Annotated in this window: 18 protein-coding genes; 7 read left to right on the top strand and 11 right to left on the bottom strand. The window is 40.8% G+C overall.

Annotated elements, in window-relative coordinates:
- Nucleotide 1 precedes the first annotated feature (1 nt).
- Nucleotides 2-268: a hypothetical protein gene (locus WFH04_RS11100; protein WP_336824118.1), complete on the bottom strand. Its 267-nt coding sequence runs from the start codon at nucleotides 266-268 to the stop codon at nucleotides 2-4.
- A 154-nt stretch (nucleotides 269-422) separates the two neighbouring features.
- Here WFH04_RS11100 and WFH04_RS11095 point away from each other — a divergent pair, with 154 nt between their 5' ends.
- Nucleotides 423-764, top strand: coding sequence for a hypothetical protein (locus tag WFH04_RS11095; RefSeq protein ID WP_336824117.1), 342 nt, complete (start codon nucleotides 423-425; stop codon nucleotides 762-764).
- Nucleotides 765-850: 86 nt separating this feature from the next.
- Here the strand turns inward: WFH04_RS11095 and WFH04_RS11090 are convergent, their stop codons facing one another.
- Nucleotides 851-1,636, bottom strand: coding sequence for a GNAT family N-acetyltransferase (locus tag WFH04_RS11090; protein WP_336824116.1), 786 nt, complete (start codon nucleotides 1,634-1,636; stop codon nucleotides 851-853).
- Between the two features lie 241 nt (nucleotides 1,637-1,877).
- Between WFH04_RS11090 and WFH04_RS11085 the strand changes: the two genes are divergently transcribed.
- On the top strand, nucleotides 1,878-2,240 hold the full coding sequence (locus tag WFH04_RS11085) for a DUF2500 domain-containing protein (protein WP_336824115.1): 363 nt from the start codon (nucleotides 1,878-1,880) through the stop codon (nucleotides 2,238-2,240).
- Between the two features lie 71 nt (nucleotides 2,241-2,311).
- Here WFH04_RS11085 and WFH04_RS11080 read toward each other — a convergent pair whose 3' ends face one another.
- On the bottom strand, nucleotides 2,312-3,391 hold the full coding sequence (locus WFH04_RS11080) for an AI-2E family transporter (protein WP_336824114.1): 1,080 nt from the start codon (nucleotides 3,389-3,391) through the stop codon (nucleotides 2,312-2,314).
- 409 nt (nucleotides 3,392-3,800) lie between these two features.
- On the opposite strand from WFH04_RS11080, the gene WFH04_RS11075 reads away from it, so the two are divergent.
- Nucleotides 3,801-6,896, top strand: coding sequence for an ATP-binding response regulator (locus tag WFH04_RS11075; RefSeq protein WP_336824113.1), 3,096 nt, complete (start codon nucleotides 3,801-3,803; stop codon nucleotides 6,894-6,896).
- Between the two features lie 197 nt (nucleotides 6,897-7,093).
- Here WFH04_RS11075 and rlmD read toward each other — a convergent pair whose 3' ends face one another.
- Together rlmD and WFH04_RS11065 are read right to left on the bottom strand one after the other, a co-directional pair.
- Nucleotides 7,094-8,461 (bottom strand): 23S rRNA (uracil(1939)-C(5))-methyltransferase RlmD, encoded by a 1,368-nt coding sequence (rlmD, locus tag WFH04_RS11070; protein WP_408020187.1) that lies wholly within the window; start codon nucleotides 8,459-8,461, stop codon nucleotides 7,094-7,096.
- Between the two features lie 570 nt (nucleotides 8,462-9,031).
- Nucleotides 9,032-9,529 carry an LURP-one-related/scramblase family protein gene (locus WFH04_RS11065; protein WP_336824111.1) on the bottom strand — a complete coding sequence of 166 codons (498 nt, stop codon included), beginning with the start codon at nucleotides 9,527-9,529 and terminating at the stop codon, nucleotides 9,032-9,034.
- 415 nt (nucleotides 9,530-9,944) lie between these two features.
- Between WFH04_RS11065 and WFH04_RS11060 the strand changes: the two genes are divergently transcribed.
- On the top strand, nucleotides 9,945-10,712 hold the full coding sequence (locus tag WFH04_RS11060) for a YheC/YheD family protein (RefSeq protein WP_336824110.1): 768 nt from the start codon (nucleotides 9,945-9,947) through the stop codon (nucleotides 10,710-10,712).
- A gap of 152 nt (nucleotides 10,713-10,864) precedes the next feature.
- Complete coding sequence (locus WFH04_RS11055; RefSeq protein ID WP_336824159.1) at nucleotides 10,865-12,094, top strand: Bcr/CflA family efflux MFS transporter; 1,230 nt, start codon at nucleotides 10,865-10,867, stop codon at nucleotides 12,092-12,094.
- A 107-nt stretch (nucleotides 12,095-12,201) separates the two neighbouring features.
- Here WFH04_RS11055 and WFH04_RS11050 read toward each other — a convergent pair whose 3' ends face one another.
- Together WFH04_RS11050 and WFH04_RS11045 are read right to left on the bottom strand one after the other, a co-directional pair.
- Nucleotides 12,202-12,861, bottom strand: coding sequence for a hypothetical protein (locus WFH04_RS11050; RefSeq protein WP_336824109.1), 660 nt, complete (start codon nucleotides 12,859-12,861; stop codon nucleotides 12,202-12,204).
- 63 nt (nucleotides 12,862-12,924) lie between these two features.
- Nucleotides 12,925-14,397: a BCCT family transporter gene (locus WFH04_RS11045; protein ID WP_336824108.1), complete on the bottom strand. Its 1,473-nt coding sequence runs from the start codon at nucleotides 14,395-14,397 to the stop codon at nucleotides 12,925-12,927.
- 853 nt (nucleotides 14,398-15,250) lie between these two features.
- Here WFH04_RS11045 and WFH04_RS11040 point away from each other — a divergent pair.
- Entirely contained in the window at nucleotides 15,251-16,207 is a 957-nt protein-coding gene (locus WFH04_RS11040) for an acetamidase/formamidase family protein (protein WP_336824107.1), read from the top strand.
- A gap of 48 nt (nucleotides 16,208-16,255) precedes the next feature.
- Entirely contained in the window at nucleotides 16,256-16,990 is a 735-nt protein-coding gene (locus WFH04_RS11035; protein WP_336824106.1) for an alpha/beta fold hydrolase, read from the top strand.
- Nucleotides 16,991-17,078: 88 nt separating this feature from the next.
- Here WFH04_RS11035 and WFH04_RS11030 read toward each other — a convergent pair whose 3' ends face one another.
- The 4 genes from WFH04_RS11030 to WFH04_RS11015 all read right to left on the bottom strand — a co-directional run bounded on the left by WFH04_RS11030 (nucleotide 17,079) and on the right by WFH04_RS11015 (nucleotide 21,620).
- Entirely contained in the window at nucleotides 17,079-18,479 is a 1,401-nt protein-coding gene (locus tag WFH04_RS11030) for an S-layer homology domain-containing protein (protein WP_336824105.1), read from the bottom strand.
- Between the two features lie 287 nt (nucleotides 18,480-18,766).
- Nucleotides 18,767-19,840, bottom strand: a complete 1,074-nt coding sequence (locus tag WFH04_RS11025) for a S26 family signal peptidase (RefSeq protein WP_336824104.1) — start codon at nucleotides 19,838-19,840, stop codon at nucleotides 18,767-18,769.
- Nucleotides 19,837-20,340, bottom strand: coding sequence for a sigma-70 family RNA polymerase sigma factor (locus WFH04_RS11020; RefSeq protein ID WP_336824103.1), 504 nt, complete (start codon nucleotides 20,338-20,340; stop codon nucleotides 19,837-19,839). Before WFH04_RS11020 ends, WFH04_RS11025 begins: the two co-directional genes overlap by 4 nt.
- A 20-nt stretch (nucleotides 20,341-20,360) precedes the next feature.
- Nucleotides 20,361-21,620, bottom strand: a complete 1,260-nt coding sequence (locus WFH04_RS11015) for a polysaccharide deacetylase family protein (RefSeq protein ID WP_336824102.1) — start codon at nucleotides 21,618-21,620, stop codon at nucleotides 20,361-20,363.
- Between the last annotated feature and the right edge of the window lie 766 nt (nucleotides 21,621-22,386).

Genomic DNA, 22,386 nt, shown 5'->3' with positions numbered 1-22,386 from the left:
TTCAAGAATAAAAAATCAAACCGTCGTGCTCAACATACGGTTTACCATCTAACGTCAACTTCGACATGGAGAACGGCAACTTAGCATTTCTCATCATATCAATGAACCCGATCATTTTCTCTACAAATGCAGCAGACTGCTTTTCACCCTTCAAGTAAAAAGTTTTCCCATCCACTTCCACTTCCGCAACGAGTCTCTCTTTGTCCCTTAAGATCTTATGGCCTGTAATCGGTTCTTTGAAATAATTACGCATTACGTTTTGAATCATATCGCCCGGTGTCCCTTCATGGGTTTTGATTTACTAATATCCATGCTTTTAAAGTGATTTTTTAGATAGTTTTAGCATCATTTCAGCCATGCAAACAACTTCAAAATCGCGTATACTTTTATGTAGAATGATGTCGAGAAAGGAGGAATCGTTGATGAGCAAACCGATCGACCAAGAAGTGATTCTCCAGGCGATCTTAGAATCTTCTTCACAAATAAAAGAGTTAACCGTTCAAGTGAGTAAATTATCCAGTCGAATTGATGATGTTTCAAATCGTCTTGACGGAGTCTCAAATCGACTTGACGGAGTCTCAAACCGAATTGATCAGCTTGAGATAAAAGTAGATGGAAACCATAAAGAAACAATGGACCGTCTTGACGCTGTGGAGAATAGGTTAAACGATGCCATTCATGACGTAGATGTCAAATTCACGATCCTGCATGGTGAATTATTTAATGTAAAAGCGGATGTAGTGAAACTGCAACAAGCGGAATAGTTGCCTACTTCATGCCGTAGCAAAATAACTTTTATTCTCCCCTTCAAAGTCAATGACTTAAGGGGAATTTTCTTTTATTGCCATCCTCACTGAGAGGGTTCTGCCTGCGGTGATTGACAGCCATACGAATAAGCAAGACACTCAAAACCATGCTTTTGCAGGATTGGCTGGCTCATCGGACTCGCATCTACGGTAAGAAAACGATATCCTTGTTCGGCAGCCTTTTTAGCCCGGATCGATAAGAGCGATGTGTAATAGCCCTTTCCTCGATATTCAGGCAAAGTCGACCCGCCCCATAAACTTGCGAACGAAGAATTTTCCTCTAAATACATCCAGCAAGCACTGACTAATTTCTCCCCATCGTAAACCCCGTATAAAAATAAAGAATCCGGATCATCCTGTTTGTCTCTCCAAAGCCGATTCCCTAACTCTTCATGCGACTCTTGCCAAATGAAATCAATTAACGAAATAATGTCCCGAACACCTTTCTCATCAATAATTTCTTTTATATGTATTTCCTCATCAACGCCGAGTAATGAAGGCATATCGTGAATGTCCATAACCATCAGCGCTTCTCGCGGCTCGGACATAAAACCCTCTTCCTCAAGAAGCTCTTTCAAATAATCCGGTTTGTCATAGCTATACACTTTCCATTCAAATCCGATTCCAAGTCGTTTGAAATGGTCTAACTCTTCCTGGATAATTTTTCGTGCATTCTCTTCATTTACATGAGATGCTATAATAAATCCCCTTTCACCGTGTAACGATACATGACGAACGACATGTTCCGTTTCTTCACGTCGATACCCCTGCGACTGCAGCTCTTGCCGCAGCTCCTTATGAAATAACGACAGTATTTTTTCTTTATCCATTTTACAACCTCCCAAATTCCACTCCATTGCCCCGTCCTTATTGGACCGACTGTTGCTCTAAATCAATCTTCAGACATTTCCTATTAGCTCTATGTTCCGTTCATCGCTAATCTCTATTCTAAAAGAATATTTCCTCACCATGTTACCACTTTTATGAATAAACCGATATCCTTTACTGAAATATTGAAACTACTCATTCAAATAAACGTAATATACTTGAAGACAATATGGAGGTGCTTTTATGGGATTTAATGCATTTGACGATTTTATGTTTTCTTTCGTTCCAATTTTTATAACCACTGTTTTTATAATTGTGATCGGTTTTATCATATTCACCATCGTCAGCGGCATTGGACAATGGTCCAAAAACAACAATTCGCCCCGGCTGACCGTTCCTGCTCATGTTGTAACGAAGCGGGCGCATACTTCGGGCGGAAGTGGAGACAGCTCCGCAACGACTAAGTATTATGTTACCTTTCAAGTAGAAAGCGGTGACCGAATCGAGTTTCATATGAAAGCTACCGAATATGGAATGCTTGCGGAAGGCGATGTTGGCATGTTGACGTTCCAAGGAACAAGGTATATCGAGTTTGACCGGAAGTGATTTCCCTTCATTCAACCCGAAAGCAAAGTTGTACATAAAAAAGCAAGCTACACTATTCGCAGCTTGCCATGCTATATGCTTTTCGTTGCAGCCCGTTTTATCTCTTTCCTTCGTTCATAGATATTAATGACGATCACCTTAATGACAGCATATGTCGGAATGGCTAAAAGGATGCCGAAGAACCCTGCAATGCTGCCCGCTGCTAAAATGAGGGTTATGACAGTGAGAGGATGAATATCGAGCGTTTTTCCCATAATGTTCGGAGTAATGAGATGGCTGTCCATCTGCTGGGCGGCAAGGGTGACGATCGATACCCAAATGACGAGTTTTGGATCTTGCAAATAGGCGATGATTACCGCAGGAGTGAACGCAATCCAAGGGCCCAAGAACGGAATGACATTCATGAATAAAGCAAAAATTGCAAGCAACAATGCGTATTCAAGCCCGATAGCTAAGTAGCCGATCAGTATTAACGATGCAAGAATCGTACTGATTAGCAGCTGTCCTTGAATATAAGAACGCAACACTTGATCGATGTCATTCAGCGTCTTTTTCACCCACTCCCGACGCTCACCAGTGAACAAATTATAAATGAGCGGAGCAAATTTTTCATGGTCCTTCAACATAAATATAAAGAAAAACGGTACGAGGATGAGCAGAACGACAGCTTGTACGAATGACTGCAAAAATTGTACGATCCATAACCCGAATTTCACAGCGATGGATTGCAGTGAGTCGAGAGCGCTGTCAAGTGAATCCCGAACCGGCTCCGGCAAGTCTTCCTTCTGTTCCAATAAATTAATACGGATTTCATTAAGTTCTTCCGTCAATTCAGGCGCGTTGTCAATCAAGCTATTTACCTGCTTCGAAATAATTGGCCCGATAATCGAAGCGAATGCCCATATAATGACAGCTATACAGGCTACGATGATCGTAATACTCCCCCACCGTGGCACATTACTCGCTTCAAGTCTGCGCTGTACAGGTTCCGCTAAATAAAAGAGCACCCCACCAAAAATAACAGGCAATATAGCTGTTTTAACAATGATGGCAACTGGAGCAAATATGAAATTAATTTCCATAAAATACTTAATGATCAAAATGGCAAGCAGAAGAGCAACGCCAGTCTGGAACCACAGTTTCTTTGTCACGAACTCACTACCTTTCGCATACAATTCATCATTCCAAGCTACAAATATACTTATAAATATACCCAAAAACAGAGCAAGAGAACCTTCTCTGTCCCCATTCTCCCTACCAAAAAGTGCATAACGGCTCCAGCATACGCATAACTCTACATGTCACGTATAACGGTTACACCTCACGCATAAAACGCAATATTTGCTCATCATCAAGCAATCTTACGCATGAATGAAAATACGTCAAGAATCGTCTACAATTGTTTTTTCTAAGTGAAGAAAAAAAATGCAATAAGCATTCCTTTTTGAAAACAATGACTTCCTCTATTTACACTATATACAAGCATAGTGTAGTATCTGAGTAGTTCTGTCACCTTATTAGGGGGGGAAGGTTTGCGGAAAGGAATCTGCGAATACATATATGAAAAAACGATATATTCTGTTGATCATAGGAATATTTTTACTTATTTTATCAAGTTCTCGTATGCTATGGATGAATGCGTTTTATAATCTCTCAAATACACAAATAATAGAAGGCAAATTGGATTTATGTAATTGGGATACACAAGAAGAGGAAGTTCTGCTGCTTGATGGGGAGTGGGAGTTTTATCCATCGCAGTTGTTAATGGATCATGAGCGGCAGTCATTGACAGCCCCTCCTCAAAAAAAATTTGTTCAAGTTCCAGGCAAGTGGAATGAGGATTTTCAAGACGGTGAATCCACTCCATATGGCTACGGCTCCTACCGGCTACGAATACATGTAAACCCTAATGAAAACGTTAATTATAGTTTATATGTACCAAGCGTTCGAAGTTCATCCGAGTTGTATATCAATGGACGATTCATGGGGGGATCTGGAAAGGTAGGAAAAACGGAAGGTGAATACACGGCAAAAAATCTGCCATATTCAGCATCTTTCACTGCAGATGAAAACGGCGTAATAGAAGTTGTCATTCAAGCGGCAAACTTCAAAGATGTTCGTCGTAGTGGCATCATTCGTTCGGTTAAATTCGGTTCGGAAGCTATGTTATCCAAAGAAAGAGGACTGTCCTTATCCTTACAATTAGTAGCATCTGTCATATTTTTTATCCATTCCATCTATGCTCTAATCCTATATTTCTTAGGGAATCGGGAGAAAAAGCTTCTCTATTTTTCTTTACTTTTATTTTCCATAACGTTCATGAATCTAATTAGTAGTGATGAGAAAATATTCCACTTACTATTTGACGTTGGATACGAGTGGGATTTTCGCATTGCTAACGCATTAATTCCGATTGCTTGCTTGGCTTTATTACATTCAGTGGGTCAACGTACCCTTCCATATTGGCGTGTAATGACTCCGATTTACTCAAGTATCACTCTTGGGTTATCCATCGTTACACTTCTCCTATCGCCAAGTCAAATAATAAAGTTGTTTCCTGTTTATTACTTGTTGGCAGGACTCGCAATTGTTGTTGCGCTCATTACAATCCTTAAAAAGATTTATAGAAACATCTCTGGGAATCTTTTATTGCTGCTTTCCTTGATAGCAGCTGCCCACCATTTTGCTTGGGTAATCTATTGGAGAGAAGTAGGCGTAAGTGCTGTACATTACCCATTTGATTTGATTATTTCGATCGGTTGTTTTGCATCGATCTGGTTTAAAGATTATTTTACAATGCATGCAGAAACAGCAAAATTAGCATTGAAATTGCAAAAAATGAATGAACATAAGGACCAGTTCTTAGCGAATACGTCCCATGAATTTAAAAATCCGCTTCACGGCATCATTAATATGTCACAATCTGTATTAATGCGAGAAAGAGATCAATTAAAAAATAAAAGTGTTCATGAGCTTGAGACGATATTGACGGTCGGCCGGAGGATGTCCCTGTTATTAAATGATTTACTCGATGTGGAAAGCCTTCGGGAAGGTCATCCGCGTCTTCAAACAAAAACAATTGAGATCCAGCCTATCGTAACCGGAGTGATGGATATGCTGCATTTCCTCGTTGAGGTAAAGCCGGTTACGATTGTAAATGAAATCCCGAAAGACTTTCCGCCTGTCATTGCAGACGAAAACCGAGTCATTCAAATTATATACAACTTGCTTCATAATGCGATCAAGTATACGCATGAAGGAGAAATTCGCATTCAGGGTAAGGTACAAGATGATCGTGCATTTATTACCATTTCCGATACGGGAATAGGAATAGAAGAAAATTTTCTTCAGCACTTGTTCCATCCTTATGAGCAAGCGGCCAATACAGCAACTAACTCAGGTGGGCTTGGATTAGGGTTAAATATAAGCAAGCAGTTAGTTGAACTGCATGGCGGGAAGCTACAAGTCTCTTCGTCATTCGGAAAAGGGTCAGCGTTCACCTTTTCTCTAAAGTTGGCCCAACTAAACATCAATGAAGCTACAATCAATGCTCAGCATGACATATCGTCAGAAGCAGCTATGAGTCACTCGATGGAACATTCATTCCACCAGAAGGGTTCGGAAATCATGGCAATCGCTAACCAATCACCTTCCATCGAAAAACGTTCTATGAAACTGCCAATATTAATTGTCGATGATGATCCAATCAACTTACAAGTTCTTCAATCAATCTTGTCGGTTGACCAATATGAGGTTACCACGGTGACGAGCGGTAAGGAAGCGTTAGCGCATTTAAAGAAAAAGGAGTGGAACTTAGTTATCTCGGATGTCATGATGCCGAACATGTCCGGATATGAGCTGACTCAGATCATTCGAAAGCGCTACTCTCTGACAGAACTCCCGATTTTATTGCTTACCGCAAGAAGCGACCCAAAAGACATACAAACGGGTTTTTCAGCAGGGGCGAACGATTATGTGACAAAACCTGTTGACATGGTCGAATTAAGAGCCAGAGTGCAGGCACTCACAACGATTAAAAGAGTAATGCGTGAACAATTACAATTGGAGGCAGCTTGGCTGCAAGCACAAATCCAGCCCCACTTCTTATTCAACACATTAAATTCCATCATCGCTTTAAGTGAAATCGACTTAGAAAAGATGAATCATTTATTAGGGGAACTAAGCGAATTTTTAAGAAGCAAGTTTCAATATCAACATAAGGATGGACTGATACCGATCGAAGAGGAATTGAATCTTTCAAGATCCTATCTGAATATCGAACAAGTTCGTTTTGGGGACCGCTTGAAAGTCATTTGGGAGTTGGATGAATGCAAGGGCCTTAAAATTCCATTTCTAACAATCCAACCGTTAGTTGAGAATGCTGTTAGACACGGAGTGATGAAGCGTATCGACGGCGGGACAGTTGTTATTAAAGTGGTTGTCCAAGAAGGGAATGTGGAAGTTTCAGTTAAAGATGACGGAGTCGGAATGAATGAAGATCAAGTACAAAGTCTATTGGAAAGAAAAGAAGGAAGCCGATCAAGTATTGGATTGATTAATGCAAATCAGCGGTTGATGCGACATTTCGGTACAGGACTTCAAATTAAAAGCAAACCAAATCAAGGAACAACAGTATCCTTTGTAGTGAACATTTAATGTTGTGACGTTTATCGGAAACCCCCTTTGAGTGAAGGGTGGTTTTCTTGTTACCTGCCGCATTTACGTATAACTACACTAATTCAATTACAAAATTGCATAAAGATTGCAAGAGGCGTTAGTATTTTCCTCTATACCTGTACATACGCAAAAATAGCAGGCATCCATTCATTTTCGAACCGATGCCTGCTATTTGTTTACTCATCCAATGTCAAAAGTGCAACGCATTCAACGTGTACAGTATGAGGGAAAAGGTCAACCGGCTGCACGTTTTGGAGTGTATAGCCGAACGGCAGCAATTCTGCGATATCCGTTGCGAATGTTTCCGGATTACAGGATACGTAGACAATCCGCTTCGGTTGCGCACGCCCAATTCGGCGCATCACTTTACCGCCAGCACCGCTGCGTGGCGGGTCAATGAGCAACAGATCTGCCAATCCCCAGCTCTCATGCACTTCATCAATTCCCCGACGCGCGTCCCGAGCTAAAAATGTTGTGTTATGCAAATCATTATCCAAGGCATTCCGTTTGGCGGATTCAATTGACGTTTCGACAATTTCAATCCCGGCCAATTCCTTCACTCGAGCCGCAAACGGTAAGGAGAATGTTCCGACACCGCAAAACAGGTCGATCATCTTTTCGTCTTCCTGCGGCTTACCCATTTTCAACGCCAAATCAACAAGCTTTTGTGCCTGGACCGGGTTCGTCTGGAAAAACGTATCGAACCATAGCCGGTAGCGATAACCACCCAATTCATCATAAATGAAATCACGTCCTGCCAGAACAAAAGTCTCTTCGGATTGTGTCCGGTCTGCCCAATCTGTATTCACAAGCCAAAGCAAGCTTTTCACATTCGTAAACTTCTTAGTAATTCTTCCAATCAAATCTGCAGCCGCAGCTTCCAATTCATCAGTAGGAGCTTCCGTTGCAAACAACGCAAGCATGATTTCGCCTGTCGCAAACGATTCCCGGACCATCAAATGGCGAAGAAGTCCTTCATGCGCATCTTTATCATACCCTTTGAGCCCATGATCCTTCGTCCAACTTCGCACTTCCATCGCCGCATCGACCATATTCCGGCCTGCAATCAAGCACGTTTCAAGTGGAATGATGTTTCGAAAATTCCCTTGCTCGTGCAGACCAAGCTCCCCTTCAGGAGAAAACGTAAATTCCATTTTATTTCTGTAATGCCATGGCTCGTCCATGCCGATCGTGTCTAAAACGAGGTCAGGATCTTGTCCAACGCTTCTCAACGCTTCTTTCACAAACTCCGTCTTATGCTTTAACTGTCCGCCGTAGCTCCAATGTTGCCACACACAGCCGCCGCAAAGTTCAAAATGCGGACAAGGCGCCTCCACCCGATCCGGATTCGCCGATATGACCTTTTCAGGCATTACTTTCCTTCTCTTTTTCTCGGGCTGATCCACGACAACTTGAACAGTTTCACCGGGCAGCGTCTGTGGAATGGTAAGCTTCAACTTTTTCGGATTGCCTAATTCATTCTCGCGCCATATAACCGCCTGTCCATTTCCTTTGCCATCCAAATGCCGAATGTCAGCAATCATAGTTTCTCCTATTTTAACGGTCAAGAGATCATTCCTCCTTCACGACTTTCATCATCTATCGAACAGTCACTTTTCGCGACCTTCCTGCATCTTTATATGTGACGCAATACTCCATTATAGCGAAAGTTATCCCGAATCACCAGATGCGAAGCACGAAAATGTGCAGGTAATCAACTTATAAAACGGTGCATAACCGCATAAATTCCTCCAACCGTGCATAAGTCGTACCATCCACTCATAGATCTCATCAACCAGTTACGAAGCAGCACGCAAAATCATTAAGCCTTTCAACTACTCATAAGTCACCCTCGAAACTCATAATTCCCATCAACCACTCATAAGTCGCTCTCAAAACTCATAAAGCCACACAAACAATCACAAATTGTTACAGAAACTCATAATTCTCATCATTAACGCATAAACAGCCAACAAACTCATATTTTCCACCAACCACACATAAGCAAGACTTCAGAGTATAGCTCACAATTCCCTCAAATATCCGCATATTGACTCCTCGAAACAGTATGCAATGATTTCATTTAATGCAAATACACATGCATTCCAAATTTCTCACACACCGGGAGTTGAAGCAGCTGCAGCCTGGTTGGATTTAGCGCAATCAATCGCCACAACAAGCGCCACTAAGAGAGATTCCATTTCTTCATTCTCGATTTGCAACTCGTAGCTATCTCCCCAAGTAAACCACTTCTTGCTGACGGAACCGATAATTTCGCCATTTTGATACACTCCGAAATTCATATCCCACCAGTTCCCCCGTACTTCCATATCCACTGCATCAATCGTATAACGGGCCTTGAAAAAGGAAAATTGTTTTTTGATCATTACAGCCTCCCGGCCATTCACTTCTACAAAAAAAGTTGGTAAAAAGCTAAACGTTTTCTTCGTAATCAATCCAACTTCATGCCCCGAAGAATCCTTTATGGAAAACGTCTTCGGAATTTGCATGAAACTCCCTTCCACAAAGTATACTTCGTTCTCACGTTCGTCCTTCACCGAAAACTTCCCGCTCAAACTGAATACCTTTTGCTTAATATATAGCTGTCTCATGTAATCCCCTCCATATATTCACAAAGCCTATCAACCTATCACAGAACTATAATTGTCAACTTGGAAAAAAAGAGTTCCCCTTCATCATTTCACGTAATTGAACTCGGAATAAAAAAGATAAATCGGAGCATTCCGTTCTACTGTATGTACTCATTCGTTACTACATATACGGTTTCTTACGATCGAAAGTTTCAAAAGCTGTCGAAAAGACCTATCAGTCCGAGTCGGAACTAAGTTTTTGCTAGCTCCAGACAAAATCCTGATCAAATATTTTACAAGTATAATCAATCTGCCTTTTATCAAAAATCCAGTTCCAATTATTCCATGCGCATAAAATAAGAAAGAAGATTCGAATACCAGTAGCCATTCGGAAGAAATGGGGGGCGAAAATTTCACGATAAATGAGGGCGATCAAATGAAAAGAACGTTAGGGAAATGGGAGCAAAACATGAGTTTACAGCAGCATCCACATATCGCAAAACATATTCCAGAAACAAAATTATTCAATGAACACCATTTGGACGATCTATTGAGCCGTTGTCCATCCGTCTATGTAAAACATGATACGACTGGACAAGGCAGAGCAATCTTCAAAATCCACAAAAATGCCGACGGAACCTATTATATAAACGGTTTTACAATTCAAGGGAAACCTATCCAAAAAACCGTTTTAAATGTGAATGAAATTCGGCAGCTCCTCCATCCATTTATTAAGTTAGGGAGAGAGAGCGGCCTTTACATTCTCCAGGAAGACATACAAAGCCACACTCAAAATGGACAGCCATTTTCGATTCGTGTTCACGTTCAACAACTGAAAAACGATTGGGTCATTGGAGGAATGTATGGAACGATTGCAAATGAAACTGTGACAGAAAGCGGGATTGTGAATCCTCATCGAGGCGCTCATGTAATGACCATTGCCGAAGTATTATCGCAAACAAAAAACAAAAGGAATCAAAAGAATACAATAAAGAGGATTGAAGAGATTGCGACTGCAGCAGCGAAAGTGATTTATTCTGTTTTGCCCAATCGGGAATACGGAATGGACTTCGGGCTCAATCAAAATGGAACACCTATTTTATTTGAAGTAAATACAACGCCAGGTATTAGCGGATTTGCGAAAATCGAGAATAAAGCACTTTGGAAACGAATTATTATGTTGCGCAAAATGCAAAGTACGTAAAATAAAGGCCAGGCACAGAAACAAGCTCTATTTAATCAGTGCCTGGTATTTTTACAATTCACTCCTATTACGAGAAATTTCTTTTTCATTCACAAAAAACTTAACAAATCACTTATAAACGCTTAGAATTAAGCGGTTAGGAGTGATGAGTCATTTATAATGAGAAAAAAGATTCTTTATTACATAATCCGACAGGGGCAACGCGTTTCGCATTGGCTATACTCTTAGGGCTGCTTGCCTTCTTAGGACCTTTGAATATCGATATGTATTTACCGAGTTTTCCCGGAATCGCAAGTGATTTACAGACGAGCGCCACACTCGTACAATCCAGTTTAACTGCCTGCTTGTTAGGTCTTGCGTTTGGCCAATTGGTAATCGGTCCGATTAGTGACGCACGGGGCAGGAGGAAGCCTTTGTTAATCGCTACTTTCCTTTTTGCAGCGGCTTCCATTCTATGTGCTTTATCGCCAAATATTTCCATATTAATTGCAGCACGTTTTTTACAAGGGTTTACTGCTTCGGCAGGAGTCGTTCTATCACGTGCAGTCGTGCGAGATGTATTTAGCGGCAAAGAACTTACGAAGTTTTTTGCACTTTTAATGGTGATCAATGCTGTTGCACCAATGATCGCCCCAATAGCTGGTGGAGCAATTCTATCTTTTGAATCCGCAAGTTGGAGAAGCATCTTTTACGCTCTATGTTTTATTGGACTATTCATCGTCATTATTGTTGGTTGGAAACTGAAGGAGACATTGCCGCAAGATATGCGGATTCCGAGTTCGATAGGTGCGTCGGTAAAGACGATGGGAAGTTTGATGACTGACCGTTCGTTTATCGGGTACGCTTTAGTTGTTGGTTTCATACATGGCGGCAGTTTTGCTTATGTGTCCGGAACGCCGTTTATTTACCAAGAGATTTACGGCGTATCACCTCAAACATTTAGTATATTATTTGGAATCAATGGAATCGCCATTATAACGGGCAGCTTTATTATTGGACGCTTTAGCGGTATTGTCTCGGAGAAAAGCTTACTGCAAGCTGCCGTCGTCATCTCTTTGACTGCAACATCCATACTGCTCATGATGACAATTATGAAAGGACCTTTAGCCACGCTTGTCATTTCCATTTTCATTTACATGATTACAATTGGTATGGTGATAACAAGCACCTTTACACTCGGGATGGCTAAGCAAGGGCATCGCGCAGGAAGTGCAAGTGCCGTCTTAGGCATGCTTCCACTATTGTTAGGATCGATCTTTACACCGCTCGCCGGCATTCGGGAAGCATCCGCTGTTCCGATGGGCATTATATTATTCACGACTTCCCTCATTGGCTTTACAGTGTTTTTCACATTCATTCGAAAAGACGAGAGAGAAGAATGAGCAGCACTATATACAAATCCCCCCTTGGCGTTTTTTTGCTCCCAAGGAGGGGATGGGTACTTCTTATTCAACAACATATTTCCTAAATCGTATATAACAGAAAACAATTACAAAGGTACCCGTGCAACTAATCTCCATGTACCACTTTTCGTCAATTGATCTACATCGATTTCAATATCGCTGCCTAAATAGATCGTCTCTCCTTCAATTGCAACGACCATCGCTTGAAGAACAGGGTCACTATTATTGTTTTGAAAAACATCGCCAATTTTCGGGATATAAGTTGGACGTGAATCAAGTTCTTGTTTTTTCAGTAGATCACTTGCTTCATGCGCGTCAGGCTGTTCTAAGTCAATAATTGTTGCGCCCTCTTCAAGACCTGGCACCATTACCCAATATTCACTATGTTTGATGCCATTTGATTTATTGCTAATTACGCCATATGCTTCGATCGAAGAGACAATTTCTATCGCATGAAGATGGTGATGATCCAAGGAGTCAGGTTTAGGATTTGTAATTAATATATAATCACCGACTTTCGCCTTTTCCTCTTTATGAAGCGTAAATCGCTTATAATTGAAGACAAAACTATCTAAATGCTTCGGTTTATACAATGTGATTTCTTTCGCAGTAACAAGTTGCTGCTCTAAATCCTCAAGGCGAATTAAGTGAACAGACTTCTTAAAAAATGGTTTTACAGAGTACACTTGATGCAGCTTATTGCGATAATAGACAAATTGTCCTTTTCTAACGTTTAGTAGATTCACGACAACCCCACCTTATGATTTTTTCGATTTTGTTGAAACTTTTCATTCCAACGATTTAGCCATTCACTCTTTTTGCTGTATGATTTTATAAAAGGACACGACCATAAAAATAACAATTAGGGAGAGTGGCAACGCCGATATAATGAGCATATTTTGAAACCCTTTTATGCCGCCGGAGTACATGACAATGGCTGCCATTGCAGCTAATGCGATCCCCCAAACGATTTTGACAACATTTGAAGGATTCAATTGTCCCCCTGTACTGAACATGCCAAGTACAAATGTTGCAGAATCCGCAGAGGTTATAAAAAATATGGCAATGACAAACACCGTAATTAGCGACAGTACGGTGCCAAGTGGATAATGCTCATACATGCCAAATGTCACTGTATCTGTAACTAAAGTGGACAGCTTTGCAAGCCCATTTTGCTCTAAGTATAATGCTGAGCCGCCAAAAACTGCAAAGAAAATGAAAGTTACAAGTGTCGGAGCAAGCAGCACACCCGCAACAAACTCTCTAATCGTACGGCCTTTTGAAACACGTGCGATGAACATCCCTACAAATGGTGCCCAAGAAATCCACCATGCCCAATAAAATATTGTCCAATCATTAATCCACTGGCGTTGTTCTCCATTCAACGGTTTCAGTTCAAAACTCATTTCGATGATATTCCCAGCATATTTTCCGATCGATGTTGTAAACAGATTTAAAATGTACATAGATGGCCCGACGATAAACAACAGAGCTAGAAGAATAAATGCAACGACAATATTCGTCGTGCTTAAGTATTTTATACCCCTTCCAATACCCGACCATGCTGAAGCAATAAATAACACTGTCGCGATTGCTAAAATGATTAATTGAAACCAAAACGTTTTAGGTGCGTCAAACAAATACGTCAAGCCGCTATTAATTTGCGCTGATCCGAATCCTAATGTAGATGCGACACCAACGACCGTCGCAAAGATCGCAAGCGTATCTACGATGTGACCAACTGTGCCTCGCATAATTTTCTTGCCAAATAACGGCTCAAGCGTCGCACTAATCAACCCTGGCGCGCCAACTCGAAACTTAAAATAAGCGAGTATAAGTGCTACAATGCTATACAGCCCCCAGCCATGAAGGCCCCAGTGAAACATTGCGTATTGAAGCGATTCTATAATCGCCTGATCAGATCCCGGCTCCCCGTTCGGCGAACTGATAAAAGCATGTGAAATTGTTTCGGCTGTTGTAAAAAACATCAGCCCGATGCCCATTCCCGCGCTGAACAACATGGCAAACCATGCAAGTAAACTAAATTCAGGCTTATCCTTTTCTTTTCCTAACTTCACCTTTCCAAAACGGGAAAACATCATATAGATGCAAAAACTAATCATCGCAACAATTACGAATATGTAAAACCATCCGAAATGATCATAAATAAATGTTGTTGCTGATACAGTCAGCTCGTTCAAATTTTCTGGAGCTAAAGCACCCCAAAGAACAATCGCTATACAAATAACGACTGCATACCAAAACACCCTTGTAATATGCAAAAAAATACCCCTTTCTGCTCTTTCCACTTCCAAAATCTAAAAGTGGTCATAGCTTTTAGATGGCCCATACCGACTCCAAAGCATGTGAAATGAGAATCGATTTGAGCGATCCACTTTGTTCATCATACGATATATTCATTTTTATTGGAATAAATACGCAATTATTCCAGAAAATAAAACTTAATGAATGCTTTTAAGCTGCTTGTACAGTTTGTATTCCTCCCTTACCTAAGGATATTCGCTAGAAGGCACACATGAAAAAACGAGCCGCCTATTCGATTATAAAAAATCGTTATAGACGGCTATTTGTCATGCATGATTAAATATGATTTTTAAATGAACCATCAAAGCATCCGAACAATATTTATTTTCATAATAGGTAGTGCTTTTCAATTGCTTATTTTTACGATGCTCTTTGTATAGGGATTTTATGTGTAATCAAATTTACCCCATTTGCCAATCAATTTACCCATTTGAACAAAGTGTTAAACCTTTTCACGATAATTGCTCGTTTACCGTAGATAGTAATAAAACATGCACGTAAGGCCATTCATCGTCTGAAATCGATCGTATCCAGTTGATAGTCTCCTCTATTTAGTAGACAGCTAACCGATTACTATGATGGGCACCGGGCTCGCTTCCCTGTAATTATTTATCTGTCTGTTTAAGCTCTTATCCAATCAGCTAAGTCGAAAAATCCGATCGTTTCGGTATAACATCAATATACGTAATTATTTTTACTTTAAAACGTAAATCATATTGACGATTTAAGAAATTTAAATTACTCTATAAAGTAATAAAGTTATTCTGAATTTACTTCAAAATAACGAAATCAATTGTTAGGGGGAATGAAATGTCTAACATTCATTATTTACAACCAGATTCAAACACACTTCATGGCTTTTTCAGCAAAGAACTACAACCAGCTCTAAACATCAACTCAGGGGATACTGTCATTTTTCAAACTTTGGACGCTGCATGGGGTCTAGAGAAACGCTCTGCTTTGGGAGAAGCAAGAAAAAAATTTACTGAATTTCATCCGGATCGCAAAACGAAGGAGTTCGGACACGCATTAGTTGGTCCCGTATTGATTCATCAAGCTAAGCCTGGACAGACATTGGAAATAAAGATAAATGAAATCATTACAGGTACGTGGGGATGGACATCTGCGGGAGGCTTCCCTAGTTATTGGAACGAAAAGTTGGGAATGGTTGAATCGAGTGAAGTTCTATTGGACTTTGAACTTGATGTAGAACAAATGGTAGGAAGAAGTCAATTTGGAAATTTTAAATATAGTGTTGAGCTGAAACCTTTTATGGGGCTTATGGGAATGCCTCCTGAGGAAGAAGGAAAACATTCTACCATTCCTCCTCGGCCATTAGGTGGAAATATGGATTGTAAAGAATTACAAGCAGGAAGTACATTATTTTTACCGATCCCCGTTGAAGGTGGCCTTTTTTCAACAGGAGATGGTCATGCCGCGCAAGGGGATGGTGAAGTAAGCGGTCCTGCCCTTGAATGCCCGATGGAAAGGGTGAATTTAACCTTTACAGTAAGAGATGATCTTAAAATTAACATGCCCAGAGCTAAAACAAATACCGGTTGGCTAACGATGGGATTCCATGAAGATCTTGAAGAGGCTATGTGGCTTGCTTTACGTGAAATGATCGATTTACTGTCATCGCTCTATGACATCTCAAGGACAGAAGCCTATGCATACGCTACGATGGTTGTAGATTTGCGAATCACTCAAATCGTTAATTGTGTTAAAGGAGTCCACGCATTTCTTCCTTTTCATGCCTTAAGGTGACGGAAGATTCAATCAGTAAACAAACAATTGAAAGGTGGAATGGCTATAATGTACAAAGATTGTTGGGTTGATAATAAGGGGATTCACATACATTTTATTGAAGCCAATGCGGATAAAAAAGAAGAGGCTCCTTTAGTCATTATTCCGGGGCTTTCAGAATCAGCAGAAGATTATATAGCTATCATCGAAAAACTCTCCCCGAGACATTGTATTATTATCACGCTTAGGGGCCGCGGCAAAAGCGATACTCCGGAAACTGGATATACACTGTATGATCATGTTAGCGATATTGACGCTGTTGTTCAACACCTTAAGTTAAGAAACTTTTTCTTGTTCGGCTACTCTAGAAGCGTTTCATACGTACTACAATATGCACTCAATAACAAAACCATAATCAAAGGGTTAATCATTGGTGACTACCCTGCGATTCACACACAACTCCCACAAGGGTGGGTTGAATTTTTTTCCTCCTTACCGCCTTGGAGAGGAAAACCACTGTCCGAAAGAATGAGTATGACGGCATTGCATAATATCCAGAAAGAATCTTCACAAGTACTCTTTTGGGATGATTTATCATCAATCGAATGTCCAGTTCTTATTATCCGTGCTGGGAAACAAGGTGCAGCGTTGTCAGTAGAAGCAGCGGAACAATATACAGAGAAAATGCCCCAAGCCAACATAGTTGTTTTTGACGAATCGGATCATAATCTATTTGAACCTCATATTGATCCATTGATTCAAACGATGGAAACGTTTATGGATAAATGCCCCGCAGGAAAATAGGGAGTTATCGCTCCTCATAAAAAGGAAATGAAAAGAATCCATCCTTTGAGAGCTTACCGCTTAAGGGATGGATTCTTTTTGTGACTGTTTATTTTTTCAAAGAATGTTTCTTCCCTTTCACATCAGTGATTTCGACAGTTTTATCCGTCAGTTTCATATCCTTCGCTTGAATAGTGGATAGTTTTTTCGTTTTCCCGTCCAGCAAGTTGTATGCAAACACACCTTTTTTATTGAAATAAAACATCGTAGTAGGATCAAATTTGACAGACTTGTTATTTTGCGTAATGTTTGTTGAAAATCTTGTAGATCCATCAAGTCGCTCAAAAATGACGCGAGCGTCGAATTCCATCACTTTTACTGGTTTCATTGTATTTGGACTGTCATGGTAAAGAACGAGTGTCTGGTCCACATTTACAGATTCATCAAAGATCGGATTGTAATCGAAGTACCGTAAGTTTTTCTCTACCGTGTAATAATAGTCATGGCCGTAAACGTTGAAATTCCGCATACTCATTGCATGGTTTGCATCAATTGCAATGTCCATATACCTCGTATTATTTATTGCACCATGCTTATTCGTTTGAAATACACCATACATGTATGGATAATCAGCCACTTGAGATACAGCGGCCCAGTATGGAACGTAAATCATGTTGTTTTGGAGGATGATCGGAAACCCTGTTTCCAAGTGAACCTCAAACACCCCATCCTGTGTCGGAAAATCGCGTTCCGTTAGCAGTACTGTTTCCTCTTTCGTCTTTTTATTAATCTTCACAAGCTTTTGGCCTTTGACCGTATACATAAAGCCATCCTCTTCCACGACAATTCCCTTCTGACTAACATAGGAGATCGGTTCCGGCAACTTCATTTTGTCATCGATTGCACGCGCAAGGAAAGAAGAGAACTGGGCCCGTGTCACGGGATTTCCCGGTTTGAATGTTCCGTCCTGGTAGCCACCCGCAATCCGATTTAGTGCCGCACTATTAATATCACCAAATGCCCAATGAGCTGTCGAGACATCCCTGAACATCGGTTTCTGTTCCAATGGAAGGTCAAATGCCCGACGTAAAATCGCGGCCATTTGGGCCCGCGTCGTCTGCTCTGCTGGTCGCATAAAGCCGTTTTCCCCACGCAGGATTCCCTTTTCATTTATAGTTGCAAGCGTTAAATAGTGCGAGGACTGTTTCGACACATCCTTGAATGTAACAGAAGGGTTACGTAGCAATGGAATATCCAACGCCTTTAGGAGCATAGCGGAAGCTTGTGCCCTAGTAATTGGTTCATTCGGTCGGAATGTGCCATCTGGATAGCCTCCAATAATTCCCTTTTTGTACAGGAACATTACATCCCACGATGCACCATTCCCTTTTTGCATATCTTTGAACGGAATTGGATCGTTGTACGGCGGGTACTCCGTCTCTGCTTCTACAATCGGTGTTAATGAAAACAAAAGGAATAATGTTACCAATGAAATGAAGAATCTTTTCAATTTCATCCACCTCTTTTTTAAATTTTGTAAGTCATTGTGCATAGTTTATTTGCGACAATTTACTACAAATAACTAAACACGGTCAAATCAATAGAAGGTTGATTTCACTATTTTATCTTAAACTGTTCCTATAATTGCAGTGCATCTTCTGAATAGTCTTTTGCAAAAACTATGAAGGTCGGCCCGTCCTTTATAATAAGCGGTTGGTTGACGACTTCTTTTGGACAGCTGCCGACCTAAGGTTCATGAATGACTACGGGGGTCCCATCCCCCTCATTCAAATCATGCTATTCTTGAATAATCCATCGACTGGAGCTTGCATCCCACATCATCGTAAACACTTGCTCCGCTACTCCTTCTCTCCCATATTGATAGCGAATTTGTACCTCATTTTCGGAAATAGGAACTTCCTTTCGATAAGATGCTTCTAAAAACAACTCACCTAACCGACTAATTTGCGTAAATATAGGAGTTTCCGGCAAGTCTCCAAAACCAAAAAGGTCGTCATATAAATACAAATCAAAATATTGCTCTGGTGTATAATTGCCAGTAAGCTGTCCAGATAAATAATCGAAATAAATCGATTCGGTACGTTCTTCCGTCGCTACCCCTACAACTTGTCCGTAAATTTTATGGACAGGAGTTATCGTTGCCCCCTGAACAGTTTCATTTGCCGGAAAGTGGTTCAATAATAAATATTCCCGTGCATTTAACAACTGGTCGTAACCACCTACGATCGTAACGTCCTGTTTCTCATAAAGATCCATTAGTTCTGATTGCAACGGTTTGCCATTGATCGTAAGCTCCCCATTTTTTAGCACGACCCGATCTCCCGGTACCGCGATTACTTCATAATAGGTATCCATGTAGGTCGGCAAATGGCTTGTCGTATTCGTCATCGTACGTACAATATCGCCAGCCTTATACACAACCTCGTCAAATAAATTCTCTTTGCGCTCAACGACCGTATGAAAAGTGTCAGAGCTCCCTTCCACCGAAAACTTTTCTACATCGATGTAATACAAACCGTCGACTTGATCAAAGTGCGGAAGTGCCAATAGTTCCTCATAGTTAATGGCTGACAATTGTTTCTTCTTATGCAGCGCCGAAATTTGTGCCAAATCATCTAATGGATCATACGGTACGCCGGGACCTTTATCTGAGGAAAGATAATTCATTGGGTCAATTGTCAAAATAAGAAATAGTGCTACTAATGGGATCGCCGCTGAGACGAGTAGCGCTTGCAAAGAAAACCTTTTCGTCGGAGTCTCCAAACGTTCATGCACACGCTGCTTGATCCGCCTTTCCTGCTTTGATGTATCGCCCATCATTTGATCTAACTTACTTTTGAAGTCATTCAATTGCTCACTACCTCCCCGTCGTCTTCCTCAAAAAACTCCTTTAACTGCTGCTTGGCCCTACGCAGCCTTGTTTTAACGGTGTTTTCGTTCAGCTGTAAGTAATTTGCAATCTCTGCGATGGATTGCTCGTCATAGTAAAACAAAATTAAGGGTTCGCGATATTTTAATGGAAGCTGGAAAAGATTTTTTTCAAGCGAGGCTAACCGCTCTTGCTCCAATACAACTTCGTCTGCTCCTTTATCCGATACAAAAATGGTATCGAATAGCACATCTTTTTTATGCTTCCATGAGCGCAAATAATCTTTTGCACGATTTGCTGTCATTTTCGTTAAATAAGTTTTTAACGAGGCCTCGTTGCGGAACTGGTCGCTTTTCTGAAAATACGTAACGAATACTTCTTGTACAACATCCTCTGCAGTTGACCAATTTTTTACATATAAATAAGCGATGCGCACTAAATAACTCGAATGCTCATCAATGATTTGATCAATAGTACTCATTTACGAACCCTCGCCCTCCTTCACTGCCCTGTAATATCCCCTTCCACATACGCGACAAATTGCTCAAACGACTTTTTCTCTGTTACACCGAATCGACAAACTTCATAATTGGATGTCTTCATATTTGCATAACCCTCGGTCGTCGTAAAGCCGATCAATAGACCCGCCTCTTTTGCCGCTCGAATGAAATCATCATTATAATGTCCAAATGGATAAGCTAATGAAATAGCGGCAGGCACTTGCGCAATATTTTGCTGTAAATCCGATAATATCTCTTCTTTTGATTGTTGCAATGCAACGCCTTTACCCGTCTCATTTAGGGAATGCAAATCATTCGTATGTGCTTCAAACTGGAATACATCCGATAGTTCCTTGATATCAGCAGCGGTAAAAAACTGCAATGGACCTTCCGCATCAAACAACTGCTCTCCCTCTGCCCGAACTGTTCGCGAGGAAATAATATGCTGAAGCGCAGTGAACCCATATTGCTTTAATATCGGGTAAGCAAATTCCTTCGATGATAATAATCCATCATCGAACGTAATGAGAACCGCTTTGTTTGATAAAACAAGGCGCCCTTCCAAGTAATCATAAAGCTGTTGAGCAGTCAGCGTCTCAAAATGATGATCTGCCAAATACTCCATTTGCCGCTCAAACGATTCCAATGAGACGGTACTAATCATCGTTGTCATCAACTCAATCGGCAAAACTTGATGATACACAAGCACCGGCAGCCCCGCATCCATTCCAACCGACTGTTTATGAATATACCCCGGTCGCTCTCCTATCTTAAGGATATACCAATCTCCTTCCTCTCGCACAATCGGATAACGATAACCTTCTTCCAACATCATGATTATGCCGCTTTCCAAATCAGCCTCCTCGTAAACGGCTGTTTTTTGAATCGCTTGAATTGCAGCCAACCGCTCCGTATGTCCAACTGCCAAGAGTCTCTTTTTCTCTACTGTCCCATACCCTTTACGGAGAAAAACGGACATATTTCCAAGCCGCAGCTCATAATACACCTCATCCTCACCTATAATCGCAACCGGCTGATTCGCTTCCAACTCGCCTATCTGTGTCAAAGCTGCCCCCTTCATATAAATCGGCTGCCGCTCCTGCAACGTCAGAACCCGGTCGAATTCCCTTTTCGTAATAAAACGATCTTGATCTTGCGCAAAAACGATTTCTTGCGATTCTGCTAATAACCACATCGCACTGATCCATATAACGACAAGTAAGCATACAATGATCGGCACGTTTCTATAAATCTTCCTCATTCATGTACCCTCCACAATCATATAAGCAACGTACAGACGGAGATTTACAGAAAAAGTTTCATAGGTTTTAAAAGAATTTTAAAAGATGGATATATTAGTCCACAGATACAGATGAGGTGAAAAGTAAAACTATGTCGATTTATCTCATAAAATAGAGATTAAGCTTTACTTCCCGGGAAATAAAAACAAGCTTCGAGATTAATAAAACTTCCTAATCGACAATTAAGTGCTCCAAGCTGTATATGCATAGGAACAGACATACCCGTTAATGACAAGCTCATTATATGATCTATTACATGTGTAAATAGCTTCAAAAACGTAAATATCCTTTTCATTTTCACGAAACAACTTAGAAAGCGCATAAAACTCATCACCTATATCCATTACTATTACACCATTCGGAAATCATATTAAAAATCATCAACATCAAAAGAGCAAACTTCAACCACATGGATTTCATACGGTCATCTATATAACTATGAAAATGGCTATTTTGCATCTGTTCATTCGCAACTCTTTTCGATAAGATGTGTTCAACTTTTGTCAACGCCTCTCCGCTCCTTATGCTCACTCGGGAAAACCGCCCTCGCTCCAAGACATTGACAAACGCCACGCATTTTCTCCTATTGTTATTTCATTTTCAACCTACAAAAAATAAAAAAGGGGCTGTCCAGAAAGTCAGTGAAAACTGATTTTCTGTGATAGTCCCTTTCTGGTTGGAGAATAAATGGGGAACCCCTGACAACCGTCGCTTTCCGTTCCAGGC

The organism is Sporosarcina sp. USHLN248, from assembly GCF_037144575.1.
Lineage (GTDB): Bacteria > Bacillota > Bacilli > Bacillales_A > Planococcaceae > Sporosarcina > Sporosarcina contaminans.
Note: the sequence above shows the minus strand (reverse complement) of the source record. Positions and strands in the feature narration are given on the sequence as shown.

Bases quoted from the DNA above. Each gene is read 5' to 3' on its own strand.
- WFH04_RS11100 (WP_336824118.1), bottom strand. From the start codon at position 268: ATGATTCAAAACGTAATGCGTAATTATTTCAAAGAACCGATTACAGGC.
- WFH04_RS11095 (WP_336824117.1), top strand. From the start codon at position 423: ATGAGCAAACCGATCGACCAAGAAGTGATTCTCCAGGCGATCTTAGAA.
- WFH04_RS11090 (WP_336824116.1), bottom strand. From the start codon at position 1,636: ATGGATAAAGAAAAAATACTGTCGTTATTTCATAAGGAGCTGCGGCAA.
- WFH04_RS11085 (WP_336824115.1), top strand. From the start codon at position 1,878: ATGGGATTTAATGCATTTGACGATTTTATGTTTTCTTTCGTTCCAATT.
- WFH04_RS11075 (WP_336824113.1), top strand. From the start codon at position 3,801: ATGAAAAAACGATATATTCTGTTGATCATAGGAATATTTTTACTTATT.
- rlmD (WP_408020187.1), bottom strand. From the start codon at position 8,461: ATGATTGCTGACATTCGGCATTTGGATGGCAAAGGAAATGGACAGGCG.
- WFH04_RS11065 (WP_336824111.1), bottom strand. From the start codon at position 9,529: ATGAGACAGCTATATATTAAGCAAAAGGTATTCAGTTTGAGCGGGAAG.
- WFH04_RS11060 (WP_336824110.1), top strand. From the start codon at position 9,945: ATGAAAAGAACGTTAGGGAAATGGGAGCAAAACATGAGTTTACAGCAG.
- WFH04_RS11040 (WP_336824107.1), top strand. From the start codon at position 15,251: ATGTCTAACATTCATTATTTACAACCAGATTCAAACACACTTCATGGC.
- WFH04_RS11035 (WP_336824106.1), top strand. From the start codon at position 16,256: ATGTACAAAGATTGTTGGGTTGATAATAAGGGGATTCACATACATTTT.
- WFH04_RS11020 (WP_336824103.1), bottom strand. From the start codon at position 20,340: ATGAGTACTATTGATCAAATCATTGATGAGCATTCGAGTTATTTAGTG.
- WFH04_RS11015 (WP_336824102.1), bottom strand. From the start codon at position 21,620: ATGAGGAAGATTTATAGAAACGTGCCGATCATTGTATGCTTACTTGTC.